The sequence below is a fragment of the Streptomyces sp. DSM 118878 genome (assembly GCF_052936595.1).
Window position 1 is genome coordinate 5,930,617 of the sequence record NZ_CP193622.1, and the last position, 15,454, is coordinate 5,946,070.

Sequence of the window (15,454 nt, forward strand, 5' to 3'; positions counted from 1 at the left end):
CCGGCTAGACGTCCCGCTTCTCCAGCAGGGCGAAGGCGCCGCCGACCGCGAGTACCGCCACGACGATCAGCACGACGAGCTGCGACGTGCCGTTGGAGCCGTCCATGTCGTCGAGGCCGAAGATCTTGGCGAGCGAGTTGATGGCGTTGTAGTCCGTCATCTTCTCGCCGAGCGCCTGCGTGCTGTCCCAGATCAGCAGGAACGCCGGCAGGATCGCCGGTACGAGGACCACGCCGAGCATCGCGGTGATGGCACCGGCGGAGTGCCGCAGCATGGAGCCGACGGCGAGCGCGACCACGCCGAGCAGCGACACGTACAGGCCGCCCTTGAGGACCGTGCCCGCCCACGGGACGTCGCCCGCCTCGGGGCCGCTGTTCATCGAGGAGGTCGCGAGGCCCACGAGCAGGATGGAGCCCGCGGAGACGACGAACGCCACGGCGAAGAAGACGAGGATCTTCGCCGCCAGGACGCGGTGCCGCTGGGGGGACGCCGTGAACGTCGTACGGATCATGCCCGTGCCGTACTCGGACGAGGTCACGAGGACGCCGAGGGTGATCAGGCAGATCTGGCCCAGCATCAGGCCGAAGAAGGCGGGGAACGTGAACGGCACGTCGCTGTAGTCGCGCGGGTCGGTGTTCGCGCCGGCGAGCAGGCCGATGCCGACGACCAGGGCGACGAAGATGCCCAGGGTCCACACCGTCGAGCGCACCGACTTGATCTTCGTCCACTCGGAGGCGAGGGCGTTGCCGAGGTGGGTCTTCCTGACCGGGATCGGCGAGGCGTACGCGTTGTTCATCGCCTGCTGCCACGCCGAGGGCGGCGCGGGCGCGGCGGGCGCGGGCGGCGGCGGCAAAGCCACCGCCGGGGCGCCGGCCTGCGCGTACGCCTGCTGGGGGTGCTGCTGGGGCTGCTGCGGGGCCTGCTGCGCCTGCGGCTGCTGCTGCGGAGTCGGAGGCGTGGTCATCGGGCGGCGTCCTCGTTGTCGGTGGCGCCCTTGGTCAGGCTGGGCGCGGGAGCGGGTGGGGCGGCGGGCGGCTGCTGCGGCGCGGCGGCGTACGGGTTCGGCGTCTGGGGCGGGCCCTGCGGCTGCGGCATCGCGAAGGGCTGACCGCCCTGCTGGGGCGACGGCGGCGCGTACCAGCCGGGCTGGCCCTGGCCGGGCACCGGCACCTGGCCCTGCGGCATGGCGCCGGGCGGCACGGCGCCGGGCGGCAGCTGTTCCTGGAGACCCGCGCGCTGGTCGACCGTGGAGCGGTAGTCGACGGCGCCCTGCGTCATCCGCATGTACGCCTCCTCCAGCGAGGCCTGGTGCGGGGAGAGCTCCCACAGGCGTACGTCGGCGCCGTGCGCGAGGTCGCTGATGAGGGGGAGCGGCAGGCCGAGCACCCGCAGCGCGCCGTCCTGCTCGGGCATGACCTGGCCGCCCGCCTCGGTCAGCGCGGCCGTCAGCTTCTCGCGGTGCTGCGGCTCGCTGTCGGGCGTGCGCACCCGCGCGAAGTCCGCGGAGTTCGCCGAGATGAAGTCCTTGACGCTCATGTCGGCGAGCAGCTGGCCGCGGCCGATCACGATCAGGTGCTCGGCGGTGAGGGCCATCTCGCTCATGAGGTGGGACGACACGAAGACCGTGCGCCCCTCGGCCGCGAGCGCCTTCATCAGGTTGCGCACCCAGAGGATGCCCTCGGGGTCGAGGCCGTTGACGGGCTCGTCGAAGAGCAGCACCTGCGGGTCGCCGAGGAGCGCCGCCGCGATGCCCAGGCGCTGGCCCATGCCGAGCGAGAAGCCCTTGGAGCGCTTCTTCGCCACGTCCTGGAGGCCCACGACGCCGAGGACCTCGTCCACGCGGCGGGCCGGGATGCCGGAGAGCTGCGCGAGGCACAGCAGGTGGTTGCGGGCGTGCCGGCCGCCGTGCACCGCCTTGGCGTCGAGCAGTGCGCCGACCTGGCGAGGGGCGTTGGGGAGCTTGCGGTAGGGGTAACCGCCGATCGTCACCTGCCCCGTAGTGGGTGCGTCGAGCCCGAGGATCATGCGCATCGTCGTCGACTTGCCCGAGCCGTTGGGCCCGAGGAAGCCGGTGACGGTACCGGGCCGCACCTGGAAGGAAAGGTTGTACACGGCTGTCTTGGCGCCATAGCGCTTCGTCAGGCCGACTGCCTCGATCATTCTCCGCACCCATCGAATGGTTCAGGACGTCGGGGCACACGCCCCCGTAAGGGTTAGGAGGATAACGCCGCGCTGACGGTTCCAGCCAAGAGCGGGTAAAACCCTGGGACCGCTGTGACCTGGGTCAGGCGTCTCGCTTCTTGAGCAGCGCGTACCCGCAGATCAGCGCGAGAATCACCCACGCCAGCATGATCGCCAGACCGCCCCAGGGCCCGTACGGGGTGTCGTCGTCGAACGGCTCCTTGACCTGCATGATCCTGCCGCCGGCCTGGTCGGGCAGGAAGCGGCCGATCTTCTTCGTCGCCGACACGTTGCCGAGGATGTTGGAGATCAGGAAGAAGAACGGCATCAGGATGCCGAGGGAGAGCATGGGGCTGCGCAGCATCGTCGCGACGCCCATCGAGAACATCGCGATGAGCGTCATGTAGAGCGCTCCGCCGATGACCGCGCGCAGCACACCGGGGTCCCCGATGTCCGCCCTGTACGGGCCGAGCACCGCCTGCCCCACGAAGAACGTGAGGAAGCTGGTGGCCAGGCCCACGGCGAGGGCCAGCAGGGTGGCCACGAGGATCTTGCCGAAGAGGAACGTGCCGCGCTGCGGCACGGCCGCGAGCGAGGTGCGGATCATGCCGGTGCTGTACTCGTTCGAGACGACGAGCACCCCGAAGACGATCATCGCGAGCTGGCCGAGCGACATCCCGGCGAAGCTGATGTACGTCGGGTCGAAGGTCAGCCGGTCCCTGGTGCTCAGGCTGTCGTAGTCGTTCTTGGACAGGATGCTGATCAACATGCCGAGCGCGATCGTGACGACCCCGGCGAGGCCGAGCGTCCAGACGGTCGAGGAGACCGAGCGGATCTTGGTCCACTCCGACTTCAGTACCTGTGCCGCGGCCATCGCTCAGGCCCCTTTCCGCTGCTGCCAGCCCTCGCCCCAGGCGGGCCGCTCGTCCGCGGGGACCGCGCCGCCCGCCGGTCCCGAGTGCGCGTGGTACTCGACGGACTCCGCGGTGAGCTGCATGAAGGCCTCTTCGAGGGACGCCTGCTGGGGGCTCAGTTCATGGAGGACGAGCCGGCGGCTCGCGGCGAGTTCGCCGAGCCGCTCGGACGACGTGCCGTCCACCTCAAGGGCACCGTCACGCGCCTCGACCGCCCCGATGCCCGCCTCGTGCAGGACGTCCAGGAGCAGCTCGCGCTGGGGGGAGCGCAGTCGTACGTACGAGCGTGAGTTCTGCCGGATGAAGTCGGACATGGAGGTGTCCGCGAGGAGCCGGCCCTGCCCGATGACGACGAGGTGGTCGGCGGTCAGTGCCATCTCGCTCATCAGATGCGAGGAGACGAAGACCGTGCGGCCCTGCGCGGCGAGGGACTTCATCAGGTTCCGGATCCAGTGGATGCCCTCGGGGTCGAGCCCGTTGACCGGTTCGTCGAACATCAGGATCTCGGGGTCGCCGAGCAGTGCCCCCGCGATGCCGAGCCGCTGGCCCATGCCGAGCGAGAACCCCTTGGCCTTCTTCCTGGCGACGGCGGTGAGCCCGACGGTGTCCAGCACCTCATGGACGCGGGCGCGCGGGATGCCGTTGCTCTGCGCGAGGCAGAGCAGGTGGTTGAAGGCGCTGCGCCCGCCGTGCGTGGCCTTGGCGTCGAGGAGCGCGCCGACGCACGTGAGGGGGTCCTTGAGCCGGGAGTAGTGCTTGCCGTCGATGTGCACGGCACCGGCCGAGGGATTGTCGAGCCCGAGGATCATGCGCATGGTCGTGGACTTGCCCGCGCCGTTGGGCCCGAGGAAGCCGGTGACGATGCCGGGCCGAACGGCGAAGGTCAGATTGTTGACCGCCACCTTCTCGCCGTATCGCTTGGTCAGCCCGTCGAGCGTGATCATGCGGCCACGCTAGAACGCGACAAAGCCCCCCGCCACCGGAGTGGCGGGGGGCTCCCACGTGCTCGCGTACCCGGTCCGCGTACCTCAGCGGGTCTGCTGCGCGGGCACCCCACGAGAGGCCGGCTCGTCCTCGGCCGGCGTCCCGGCGGCGGCGACGGCCGCACCGGTGAGCGTGGCCAGCATCTCCCGCACGTTGGTGAGCTGCGCATTGATGCTGTCCCGGCGGTTGGTGAGCGCCGCGAGCTCCCGCTCGGACTCGCTGCGAATACGGTCCGCCTTGGCGTTCGCGTCGGCCACGATGTCCTCGGCCTGGCGCTGCGCGGTCTCCACCGTCTGGCGGGCGCGCCGCTCCGCGTCGGTGCGCAGCTTCTCCGCCTCCAGCCGAAGCTGCTCCGCGCGGTGCTCGATCTCCGCGAGGCGCTTCTCCGCCTTGGCCTGACGGGACGCCAGGTCACGCTCGGACTGGTCGCGGCGCTTGGCGAGGTTCGTCTCGAAGTCCGCGGCGGCCTGGGCGGCCTTGGCGCGGGTCTCCTCGAAGAGCGCGTCGGCCTCCTCACGCTTGGACTGCGCGTCCTTCTGGGCCTCGGAACGCAGTGCGCCCGCCTCGCCCTTGGCCTTCTCGACGATCCGGACGCCCTCGTCCTCCGCCTTGGCCTTGCGCTCGGCGGCGAACGACTCCGCGTCGTTGCGCACCTGCTGGGCGGCGGACTCGGCGAGCTCGCGGTGCTGCTCGGCCGCGCGACGGGCCTCCTCGCGCAGATCCTTCGCCTCCTCCTCGGCGAGGCGGAGGATCTTCTCGACGCGGGCGCCGAGCCCGGCATACGACGGCTCGGCGTCGGACACCTGGGCCTGGGCGTTCTGCGTCTCGAGGTGCAGCTCCTCGATGCGCTTTTCCAGGGCGGTGATGCGGGCGAGGGCGCTGTCACGGTCGGAGACGAGTTTGGAGATACGTTCGTCCACCTGAGCGCGGTCGTACCCACGCCGCACAAGCTCGAAGCCGTAGGGGGAAGTGTCGCTCATGGGGTTCCTGTCGAATGAGACCGGTGAGGTGATAAGGGAATCCTAGGGGTCAAGGCGGCGTGTCATCGAGCAGATGCCCGTTTGATCTGGAGAATGACACCCCTTTTGAGTGGCTAACCGTCAGAGCACTTGCCAGCGACAGGGCCAAAGGTCCTCACAAGCATGGTTGTCGCGCTTTGGCTAGCTATCTGACTGCTTGCCACCCGAACGAGTCGACCCTGCCGCGGCTCCCGCCTTGACGCCACTCGACGCGGAACCCCCGACGGTTGACGGGGCCTCAAGGGAACCCAACGCCTCCAGGACGTCCTGGACACGGGAGATCTCCGCGTTGATGTCGTCGCGGCGCCGCACCAGTACCTCCAGCTCGTGCTTGCCCTCCTCGACCATGCGGGTGGCCTCGGCCTCCGCGTCCGCCTTGATCCGCTCGGCCTCGCCGACGAGCGAGGCCTTCTTCGCCTCGGCCTCCTTCAGGAGCCCCTCGGCCTTCTTGACGGCGGAGATCCGCACCTTGCTCGCCTCGGACGTCGCGTCCGAGACCATCTCCTTCGCCTTCGCCTTGGCCTCGGCGAGCTGCTCCTCCGCGGCCTTCACCAGCGCGTCACAGCGCTCGCCCGCGGTCTTCATCGCCTCCGCGGACTCGCGGCGGGCACGCTCGTGCAGCTCCTCGATCTCCGTGGTGATCCGGTCACGCTGCTCCTCGGAACGCTCCCTTATGGCGGTCGCGTCGCGCCGGGCGCCGACGAGCAGCTCGTCCGCGTCCGTACGCGCCTTCTCCACCCGGGAGTTGCCCTCGATGGTCGCCTCCGCGACAAGGCGGTCGGCCTCCGTGCGGGCCGCGCCGACCATCGTGTCGGCCTGCGCCTCGGCGTCCGCGGTCGCCTTGAGCGCCTTCTCCTGGGCGTCCGCCGTCAGCTTCTCCGCCTCGGCGGCGGCCTCCGTGATGAGCGTGTCGACCTGCTCGGCGGCCTCCTGACGACGCTTGTTGGCCTCCTTGCGGGCCTCGTCCAGGGTGCGCTCGGACTCCTCGCGCGCCTCGGAGGTGAGCCGCTCGGCCTCCCTCGCCGCGTCCGCCTTGACGCGTTCGGAGTCGCTGCGGATCCGCTCGGCGTGCTGCTGCGCGGAGTTCACCGTCTCCGAGGCCTCGGCGCGCAGCCGCTCGGCGTCGCCCGTCGCGTCCGAGATGAGCTTCTCGGCCTTGGCCACGGACTCCGCACGGACCCGCTCCGCCTCGGCGGTCGTCTCCGCCTTGAGCCGCTCGGCCTCGGCCGTGGACTCCGCGAGGACCCGCTCGGCCTCGGCCGTCGACTCCGCCCGCAGCCGCTCGGCCTGCTCGATGGCCTCCGTGCGGACGCGCTCGGCCTCCGCGATCGTCTCGTTCTGCAGCCGCTCCGCCTCACTGCGCGCCTCGCCGATCAGCGTGTCGGCCTGGCTCGCGGCGTCGCCGCGGATGCGGTTGGCGTCCTCACGGGCGTCGGCACGCGTACGTGCCGCGTCCTGCTCGGCCGTCGCCTTGGTGTCGGAGGCCTCCGTGCGCACCCGCTGGACGTACTCCGAGGCGTCCGAGCGCAGCCGCTCGGACTCCGCGATCGCCTCGGCGACCGTGCGCTCGGCCAGCTCCTTGGCGGCGTCCGAGGACTCCGTCGCCTCGCGCCGGGTGCGGTTGGCGTCCTCGGCGGCGCGCTCCCGCTCGGCGTAGGCGTCGGAGCGGACGCGGTCGGCCTCCTCCTGCGCCTCGGTCCTGGTGCGCTCCGCGGCGTGCTCGGCGGCCGAGCGCAGGCCCGCCACCTCTTCCTGCGCCGCCTCGTGCAGACCCGCGACGGAGTCCCGTACGGACTGGGCCGTCTGTTCGGCGGCCGAGACCAGCTCGGTCGCCCTGCGGTCGGCCTCCTCCACCAGGCGCACGGCCTCGGCCTGCGCCTCCTCGACCCGCTTACGGGCCGAGGCGAGGAGCTCCTCGCTCTGCTCGCGGGCCCGCTCACGCTCCTGGTCGGCCTCGGCGCGCGCGGAACCCAGCGTCTCCTCGGCCTCGCGACGGCGCCGCGCGGCCTCCTCCTGGGCGGCGGACAGGGCCTCGGCGGCCTCCGTGCCCACGCGCTCGGCGGCCGCGGCGGCCTCCGCGCGCACCCGGTCGGCGGACTCCTGCGCCTCGGTCTTCAGCCGCTCGGCCTCGGCGGCGGCCTCCGAACGCAGCCGCACGGCGAGCGCCTCGCCCTCCGCGCGGGACTGCGAGGCGTCCGCGGCGGCCTCCGTGCGCAGCCGCTCCGCCTCGGTCTCGGCCTGCGCCTGCACGGTGCGGATCCGCTCGGCGGACTCCGAACGCAGCCGCTCGGTCTCCTCCGTGGCCTCCTTGCGCATGAGCTCGGCCTGCTCACGGGCGTCGGCGAGGGCCTGCTCCGCCGCGGTCAGGCGCTCCTCGGCCTCCGTGTGCAGCCGGGTCAGCTCCTCGGCGGCCTCGGCCTGCCGCGCCGCTATGGCCCGCTCGGTCTCCTCGTGCAGCGCCCGGGCGGCCTCCTCGGCCGCGGACTTCGTCGCGTCGGCCTGCTCGACGGCCTCCTCGCGGTGCCGCTCGGCCTCCGCGCGGGTGCGCTCCAGGGTGTCCTCGGCCTGCTTGCGCAGGGTCGTGGCGCGCTCGACGGCCTCGGCGCGGACCCGCTCGCTCTCGGCGGCCGCCGCCGTCCGCAGCTCCTCGGCGTCGGCCTTCGCCTTGGCGAGCAGCTCCTCGGCGGACTTGGCCGCCTCCTCGATCTCCTTGACCGCCTCGCGCCGCGCCTCGCCCCGGATGCGCTCGCCCTCGGAGACGGCGTCCGCGCGGAGCTGCTCGGCCTCGCCGCGCAGCCTGCGCGCCTCCTCCTGGAGCTCGACGGTCTTGGCGCGGTACTCCTTGGTGTCGTCCTTCGCCGCGCCCTTGAGCTCCTCGGCGATGTCGTGCGCCTCGGCCCGCAGCCGGTCCGCCTCGGTCTCCGCCTCCGTACGGATGCGCTCGGCCTCGTCGGTGGCGGCCTTCGTCGTCTCCTTGGCGTTCTTGGAGGCCTTGTCCAGGACCTCCTCGGCCGTCCGCGCCGCCTTCGCGAGCTGGCCCGCGGTCTCCTCGGCGGTGATCGTGCGCGCCTTCTCGGCGGCCTCCGCGATCAGCTTCTCGGCCTCCGCGCGGGCGTCGGCGACGAGCTGCTCGGCCTCCGACTTGGCGGCCTCCGCCTCCTTGGTGGCCTCGCCGACCAGCCGCGCGACCTGCTCCTTGGCCGTACGCGTGCGCTGCTCACCGGCGGACTCCGCCGCCGCGATCTCCTTGCCCGCGGCGTCCTTGGCCTCGGCGAGGACCTTCTCGGCCTCCGCCCGCGCCTCGCGCAGCGCCGCGTCCGCCTCGGTCATGCGCTGCTCGGCGGCCCGGCTCGCCTCGGCGGCCCTGCGGCGGGCCTCCTCGGACTCCGCAGCGGTGGTGGAGCGGAGCTGCTCGGCGTGGTCGGTGGCTTCCTGGGCCTGGGTGGAAGCGGCGTTCAGGAGGCGCTCGGCGTCGGTGCGGGCCCGGCGCAGCAGCGCCTCGGCCTCGGCACGGGCGGCCTCGGCGTCGCTCGCGAGACGCCGGCGGGCCTGCTCGGCCACGCGCTCGGCCTCGGCGCGGGCGGCGGCCAGGGCCTGGTCGGCCTCGGCGCGCGACTCGTCGAGGAGACGGCGGGCCTGCTGCTCGGTGCGGGCCCGGAGCTGCTCCGCCCACGCCACGTTCTCGTTGACGTGCGACTCGACCGTCCTGCGGCGCTCGGAGAGCTCCTGGTCGAGCTGCTGCCGGCGCGACACGGCCTCGGCGTGCAGCTCGGACTGGAGCCTGGCCTGCTGCTCGGCGTGCTCCTGGAGGATGCGCTGCGTCTGCGCACGGGCGTCGCGCAGCTCCCGCTCGGCGTCCGCGCGCAGCTGGTCGGCCTGGACCTGGGCGTTGCGGAGCATCTGCTCGGCCTGATAGCCGATGTCCGCGCTGTCGTAGGCAGGGCGTGACGCGAGGCTGCGGCGCGCCTCGTGCAGCTTGGCGCGCAACACCTCGACCTGGTAGCCGAGGTCCTCGGCATGCTGGACGGCTTTCTCCCGCTCGGTCTTCAGCCGGTCCATCTCGGCCTCGAACCGCGAAAGACTGTCGGTCTCAGCCCGCGAGTTCTCTTGGCGTTCGTAGCCCCGCACTGCGCGGTCCCATCCGTCCCCTGGTCGAAGTCTCCAACGAGCCTCGTCCATCCGACGGACGAGGCCCCCGGGGGAATGGTGTCAGATCAACGGCGGAGCATGAGTTGCTGCCCCGACGCTCGTCCCCCGAAACCCGGACCCCGGCACGCGACCGCCCAGCCTTCGGACGGCCTGCCGCCCCGACTTCGGACGGCCAGGCGCTAACCCTACCGGCCCGGATATACGGAGGTCAGTGCTCCTGGGACTCGGAGGGCGCCGAAGTGACGAGTTCGGTGAGCACGCCGTGGCAGTCCTTGGGGTGGAGGAACGTGATGCGGGACCCCATGGAACCCGTCCGCGGCTCCTCGTAGAGGACCCGTACGCCCTTGTCCTTGATCGCCGCGGCGTCGCCGTCCACGTCCGCGGTGCCGAAGGCGATGTGGTGCACGCCCTCGCCGTTCTTCGCCAGCCACTTGCCGACCGCGGAGTCGTCGCGGGTCGGTTCGAGCAGTTGCAGGTAGGAAGCCCCTCCGTCACTGGTCTCGTTGATCTTGAGCATGGCCTCGCGCACGCCCTGCTCCTCGTTGACTTCGGTGTGGAAGACGGTGAACCCGTATGTCTCCCGGTAGAACTCGACGGTCTTGTCGAGGTCGAAACAGGCGATCCCGATGTGATCGATTCGCGTCAGCATGTTTCAAGTGCAGCGCCTCACACACTGATTACGCAACGTGCGCGCGATCACACTCGTGGCCCGGTGACGGGCGGGGTACCGCTCAGTACATTCAGATAAACCCTCGTTAACTTCCTCTCCAAGGGGCCGTGGCACATGTCTGGAACGACCGGTACCACCTCAGTGATCGTCGCGGGCGCGCGCACGCCCATGGGCCGCCTGCTCGGCTCCCTGAAGTCCTTCTCCGGCGCCGACCTGGGCGGCTTCGCGATCAAGGCCGCGCTCGACCGTGCCGGCATCGGCGGCGACCAGGTCCAGTACGTGATCATGGGTCAGGTGCTGACGGCCGGGGCGGGGCAGATCCCGGCGCGCCAGGCCGCCGTCCAGGCCGGCATCCCCATGAACGTCCCCGCGCTCACCGTCAACAAGGTCTGTCTCTCCGGCCTCGACGCCATCGCCCTCGCCGACCAGCTCATTCGCGCCGGCGAATTCGACGTCGTCGTCGCGGGCGGCCAGGAGTCGATGACCAACGCCCCGCACCTGCTGCCGAAGTCCCGTGAGGGCCACAAGTACGGCGCGATCGAAGTGCTCGACTCGATGGCGTACGACGGCCTCACCGACTCCTTCGACGGCGTCGCGATGGGCGAGTCGACCGAGAAGCACAACACCCGCCTCGGCATCGCCCGCCCCGAGCAGGACGAGGTGGCCGCCCTTTCGCACCGGCGCGCCGCCGCCGCCCAGAAGAACGGCCTGTTCGAGGCCGAGATCACACCCGTGGAGATCCCGCAGCGCAAGGGCGACCCGGTGCTCTTCGCCAAGGACGAGGGCATCCGCCCCGAGACCACCGCCGAGTCCCTCGGCAAGCTGCGCCCGGCCTTCGCCAAGGACGGCACGATCACCGCGGGCACCTCCTCGCAGATCTCCGACGGCGCCGCGGCCGTGGTCGTCATGTCCAGGGCCAAGGCGGAGGAGCTCGGCCTGGACTGGATCGCCGAGATCGGCGCCCACGGCAACGTGGCCGGTCCGGACAGCTCCCTCCAGTCCCAGCCGTCCAACGCCATCAACCACGCCCTGAAGAAGGAGGGCATGACGGTCGAGGACCTGGACCTCATCGAGATCAACGAGGCGTTCGCCGCCGTCGCGGTGCAGTCAATGAAGGACCTCGGGGTTTCCCCGGAAAAGGTGAACGTCAACGGCGGCGCCATCGCGCTGGGCCACCCGATCGGGATGTCCGGCGCCCGCGTCGTCCTGCACCTCGCCCTGGAGCTGAAGCGCCGCGGCGGCGGCGTGGGCGCGGCGGCGCTGTGCGGCGGCGGTGGCCAGGGCGACGCCCTGATCATCAAGGTGGGCAAGAGCTGAACCGCCCTTCCGCCGTCCCGTACGAAGTGAAGTGAACGGAGCTGTCACATGCAGGACGTCCCCTCCCTGGTGGCGCAGGCCCGCGAGGGCAGGCCGCGGGCCGTGGCGCGGCTGATCTCCCTGGTCGAGGGGGCGTCGCCGCAGCTCCGGGAGGTGATGGCGGCGCTGGCCCCGCTGGCGGGCAACGCGTACGTGGTGGGGCTCACCGGATCGCCCGGCGTCGGCAAGTCCACGTCGACGTCCGCGCTGGTCAGCGCCTACCGGCGGGCGGGGAAGCGGGTCGGCGTGCTCGCCGTGGACCCCTCGTCGCCGTTCTCCGGCGGCGCGCTCCTCGGCGACCGGGTGCGGATGTCGGACCACGCCTCCGACCCCGGCGTCTACATCCGCTCCATGGCCACGCGCGGCCACCTCGGCGGGCTCGCCTGGGCCGCCCCGCAGGCGATCCGCGTCCTGGACGCGGCGGGCTGCGACGTGGTGCTCGTGGAGACCGTCGGCGTCGGCCAGTCCGAGGTCGACATCGCCTCGCAGGCGGACACCTCCGTCGTCCTGCTCGCGCCCGGCATGGGTGACGGCATCCAGGCCGCGAAGGCCGGAATCCTGGAGATCGGCGATGTGTACGTGGTCAACAAGGCCGACCGTGACGGCGCCGACGCCACCGCCCGCGAGCTGAACCACATGCTCGGCCTCGGGGAGTCCCGCGGCGCCGGCGACTGGCGGCCGCCCATCGTGAAGACGGTGGCGGCACGCGGCGAGGGCATCGACGAGGTCGTCGAGGCGCTGGAGAAGCACCGGGCGTGGATGGAGGAGCGGGGCGTCCTCACCGAGCGGCGGACCGCGAGGGCCGCCCACGAGGTGGAGACCATCGCGGTCACCGCGCTGCGGGAGCGGGTCGGCTCGCTGCACGGCGACCGCAGGCTCTCCGCGCTGGCGGAGCGGATCGTGGCCGGAGAGCTCGATCCGTACGCGGCGGCGGACGAACTGGTCGAGGGCGTCACCACCGGCTGACGCGGGCCCCGGACATGGGGCCGGGGCATGGGCCCGGACATGGGCCAGGGGCGGCGTCGGTGACGCCGCCCCGGGGGCGGTGGCGGTGGTGCTGTTCCGTCGGGCAGGCCTGACAGGCCCGGCTCGGTGCCGGCTCCCTCGGGCGGGGCCGTCAGTCGTCCGAGCCGTCGTCGGAGCCGTCGTCGTCCGAGCCGTCGTGGTCGTCGTGGTCGTCCGAACGGTCGGCGGTGACCTTGCCGTTCGTCAGGCTGACGTGCCAGTCGGCCTCGGCGCCCTTGGCGCCGGTCGTCTCCACGTCCCAGGCACCGGCCTTGCCGTCGTCGTCCAGGTCCACGGAGGTCACCGTGCCCTTGTCGGCGGCGGCCCGCGCGGCGTCGGCGGCGCTGGTGGACGCGCCCTTGAGCGCGGAGTTCACCCGGGCTGCGTCGGCGGCGTCGTCACCGTCGTCGTCCTTGTCGACCCAGGAGCCGAGCACCTTGCCGGTGCCGGGGTCGATCTCGACGCTGTGCCAGGTGCTGCCCTTCAGGATGTCGACGTCCCAGACCAGGCCGCCGTCCTCGTCGTCGAGCTCGGCGGAGACCGCGGTGCCGGACGTGTCGGCGAGGGCCGCCTTGATCGCGTCCGCGGCCGTCACCTCGGCGGCCTTCGCCTCCGCGGTGTTCTCCGCGGCGTCGTCGCGGTCGTCCGCACGGTCGTCGGAGTCGTCGTCGCGGCCGTCGTCCTTGCGGTCGTTCTCCTGGAGCTGGACGCTCGACTTGCCCGCGGCGCTGTCGTCGTCACCGCCGGTCGCGAAGGCGGTGGCGGTGCCGCCGCCGATCAGGGCCGCGGCGGCGACGGTGGCGATGACGATGTTGCGCTTCATGAGAGGTCCTCCCGAGAAAATGGCGGTGCCGGTGGCGGCCGGGGGCCGCTGCCGTTCGCTTTCGACAAGGACCAATCTGGCGGACCGACCCTGAACCGAAGCTGAAGCCGCCTGAAGGACTCTTCAGGTTCGCTCTGCGACCCTGAGGACATGCGCCTGTTGATCGTCGAGGACGAAAAGCGGCTTGCCCTGTCGCTCGCCAAGGGTCTGACCGCCGAGGGCTTCGCCGTGGACGTCGTCCACGACGGCCTCGACGGGCTGCACCGCGCGAGCGAGGGCACGTACGACCTGGTCATCCTCGACATCATGCTCCCCGGCATGAACGGCTACCGGGTCTGCTCCACGCTGCGCGCGGCGGGCCACGACGTGCCGATCCTGATGCTCACGGCGAAGGACGGCGAGTACGACGAGGCGGAGGGCCTGGACACGGGCGCCGACGACTACCTCACCAAGCCGTTCTCGTACGTGGTGCTCGTGGCCCGCGTGAGGGCGCTGCTGCGCCGCCGCGGCACCGCGGGCCCCTCCCCGGTCCACACCTTGGGCGACCTGAGGGTCGACACGGCCGCGCGGCGGGTCCTGCGGGGCGAGGAGGAGATCACCCTCACGGCGAAGGAGTTCGCGGTCCTCGAACAGCTCGTCCTGCGGGCCGGGGAGGTCGTCTCCAAGGGCGACATCCTGGAGCACGTCTGGGACTTCGCCTACGAGGGGGACCCCAACATCGTCGAGGTGTACGTGAGCACCCTGCGCCGCAAGCTGGGCGCGGCCCTCATCAAGACCGTGCGCGGCGCCGGTTACCGCCTTGAGGTCCCGCGATGAGGCGGCTGTTCGGCTCCGTCCGGGCCAGGGCCACGCTCGGCGCGAGCCTGGTCGTCGCCCTCGCCCTGGTCGCGGCGGGCGCCGCCGTGCTGCTCGCGCTGCGCGCCAATCTGACCGCGCAGGCGGACGGCCGTGCCGACTCCGCGGCCCGTGAGGTCGCCGCGCAGCTCGTGGCGGGCCGCCCGTACGCGGAACTCGACCTGCCGGAAGAGGACGAGAACCCCGTACAGGTCGTCGACGACGAGGACCGGCTGGTCGCCGCGAGCGAGGACCTGGAGCGGATCAGCGGCACCGGCACCACCGCGGTCAAGCCGGTGGCGGCCACCGCGCGCCCCGGCGGCGACGCCAACGGCGAAGGGAATGGGAACGGGGACGACAGCGCCGACGCGGACGAGAAGGCCGACGGGGACGACCGGAGCGACGGGGGCGACAAGGGCGAGGCGTCCGAGCCCGGGGAGATCGACGACGCCGATTACAGCTCCGGGTCGGCCACCGTCGACGGCGACCGCGACGACTACCGCTTCGCCGCCGTCGAGGTCAGCACGGAGGAGCGCGGCGACTTCACGGTCTACGCGGGCGGCTCGCTCGCCGACGAGAAGAGCGCGGTGTCGACCGCGCTGACGTCGATGCTGATCGGCTTCCCGCTGCTGCTCGCGGTCGTCGCGGGCGTCACCTGGCTGGTGACGCGCCGCGCGCTGCGCCCGGTGGCGGCCATCACCGCGGAGATGTCCGCGATCACGGCCTCGGAGGACCTGGCACGCCGGGTGCCCGAGCCGGACACGCACGACGAGATCGCCCGCCTGGCCCGTACGACGAACGAGACGCTCACCGCCCTGCAGACCTCGGTGGAGCGGCAGCGGCGCTTCGTGGCCGACGCCTCGCACGAGCTGCGCAGCCCCATCGCGTCGCTGCGCACCCAGTTGGAGGTGGGCGCCGCGCATCCGGAGCTGCTCGACGTCGACGGGGCGGTCGAGGACACCGTGCGGCTCCAGGAACTCGCCGCCGACCTGCTGCTGCTCGCCCGACTCGACGCGGGGGAGAAGCCCGGCGAGACGCGCTTGGATCTGGCGGCCTTCGTCCGCGAGGAGCTGTCGCAGCGGACGCGGGACCGTACCGAGGTGCGCACGGACCTGCGGAGCACGGAGGTCGCGGGCTCCCGGAGCCAGTTGGCCCGGGTGCTCGGCAACCTGCTGAACAACGCCCAGCGGCACGCCCGCTCCCGGGTCACGGTCACCACCCGGTCCGATGGCGCGTGGGCGGTCCTGGAGGTGTCCGACGACGGAGAGGGTGTGCCGCCCGGCGAACGGGAGCGGATCTTCGAGCGGTTCGTGCGCCTCGACGACGCCCGGACACGCGACGAGGGCGGGGCCGGCCTCGGTCTCGCGATCGCGCGGGACGTGGCGGCACGGCACGGCGGCACGCTCGTGGTCGGGGAGGCGCCGTCCGGTGGTGCGCTCTTCGAACTCCGGCTGCCCGGCCCCGACCGTCACCCCTCGGTGGACTGAGTCGACTGAGTCGACTGAGGCACTGAGGTGAC

The 15,454-nt window shown here is 72.1% G+C and carries 12 protein-coding genes; 4 read left to right on the forward strand and 8 right to left on the reverse strand.

Annotated elements, in window-relative coordinates:
• Positions 1 to 4: 4 nt before the first annotated feature.
• The 7 genes from ACRAKF_RS26500 to mce all read right to left on the reverse strand — a co-directional run bounded on the left by ACRAKF_RS26500 (position 5) and on the right by mce (position 9,896).
• On the reverse strand, positions 5 to 964 hold the full coding sequence (locus ACRAKF_RS26500; RefSeq protein ID WP_447040045.1) for an ABC transporter permease: 960 nt from the start codon (positions 962 to 964) through the stop codon (positions 5 to 7).
• On the reverse strand, positions 961 to 2,160 hold the full coding sequence (locus ACRAKF_RS26505) for an ABC transporter ATP-binding protein (protein WP_447040046.1): 1,200 nt from the start codon (positions 2,158 to 2,160) through the stop codon (positions 961 to 963). The genes ACRAKF_RS26500 and ACRAKF_RS26505 overlap by 4 nt, the downstream gene beginning before the upstream one ends.
• Positions 2,161 to 2,284: 124 nt before the next feature.
• The gene (locus tag ACRAKF_RS26510; RefSeq protein ID WP_447040047.1) at positions 2,285 to 3,055 is read right to left on the reverse strand and encodes an ABC transporter permease; all 771 of its coding nucleotides are present in this window, start codon (positions 3,053 to 3,055) and stop codon (positions 2,285 to 2,287) included.
• A gap of 3 nt (positions 3,056 to 3,058) precedes the next feature.
• Positions 3,059 to 4,039: an ATP-binding cassette domain-containing protein gene (locus ACRAKF_RS26515; RefSeq protein ID WP_447040048.1), complete on the reverse strand. Its 981-nt coding sequence runs from the start codon at positions 4,037 to 4,039 to the stop codon at positions 3,059 to 3,061.
• Between the two features lie 84 nt (positions 4,040 to 4,123).
• Complete coding sequence (locus ACRAKF_RS26520) at positions 4,124 to 5,059, reverse strand: cellulose-binding protein (RefSeq protein ID WP_447040049.1); 936 nt, start codon at positions 5,057 to 5,059, stop codon at positions 4,124 to 4,126.
• Positions 5,060 to 5,239: 180 nt separating this feature from the next.
• On the reverse strand, positions 5,240 to 9,226 hold the full coding sequence (gene scy, locus ACRAKF_RS26525) for a polarized growth protein Scy (RefSeq protein ID WP_447040050.1): 3,987 nt from the start codon (positions 9,224 to 9,226) through the stop codon (positions 5,240 to 5,242).
• A gap of 229 nt (positions 9,227 to 9,455) precedes the next feature.
• Entirely contained in the window at positions 9,456 to 9,896 is a 441-nt protein-coding gene (gene mce, locus ACRAKF_RS26530) for a methylmalonyl-CoA epimerase (RefSeq protein ID WP_447040051.1), read from the reverse strand.
• 135 nt (positions 9,897 to 10,031) lie between these two features.
• Here mce and ACRAKF_RS26535 point away from each other — a divergent pair, with 135 nt between their 5' ends.
• Together ACRAKF_RS26535 and meaB are read left to right on the forward strand one after the other, a co-directional pair.
• A complete protein-coding gene (locus ACRAKF_RS26535; RefSeq protein ID WP_447040052.1) occupies positions 10,032 to 11,234 on the forward strand; it encodes an acetyl-CoA C-acetyltransferase in 1,203 nt (400 codons plus the stop codon).
• 48 nt (positions 11,235 to 11,282) lie between these two features.
• Positions 11,283 to 12,239 carry a methylmalonyl Co-A mutase-associated GTPase MeaB gene (meaB, locus tag ACRAKF_RS26540; RefSeq protein WP_447040053.1) on the forward strand — a complete coding sequence of 319 codons (957 nt, stop codon included), beginning with the start codon at positions 11,283 to 11,285 and terminating at the stop codon, positions 12,237 to 12,239.
• Between the two features lie 151 nt (positions 12,240 to 12,390).
• Here meaB and ACRAKF_RS26545 read toward each other — a convergent pair whose 3' ends face one another.
• Positions 12,391 to 13,101: a PepSY domain-containing protein gene (locus ACRAKF_RS26545; RefSeq protein ID WP_447040054.1), complete on the reverse strand. Its 711-nt coding sequence runs from the start codon at positions 13,099 to 13,101 to the stop codon at positions 12,391 to 12,393.
• 150 nt (positions 13,102 to 13,251) lie between these two features.
• Between ACRAKF_RS26545 and ACRAKF_RS26550 the strand changes: the two genes are divergently transcribed.
• Together ACRAKF_RS26550 and ACRAKF_RS26555 are read left to right on the forward strand one after the other, a co-directional pair.
• Positions 13,252 to 13,917, forward strand: a complete 666-nt coding sequence (locus ACRAKF_RS26550) for a response regulator transcription factor (RefSeq protein ID WP_447040055.1) — start codon at positions 13,252 to 13,254, stop codon at positions 13,915 to 13,917.
• Positions 13,914 to 15,422, forward strand: a complete 1,509-nt coding sequence (locus ACRAKF_RS26555) for a sensor histidine kinase (protein WP_447040056.1) — start codon at positions 13,914 to 13,916, stop codon at positions 15,420 to 15,422. The genes ACRAKF_RS26550 and ACRAKF_RS26555 overlap by 4 nt, the downstream gene beginning before the upstream one ends.
• Positions 15,423 to 15,454 lie beyond the last annotated feature (32 nt).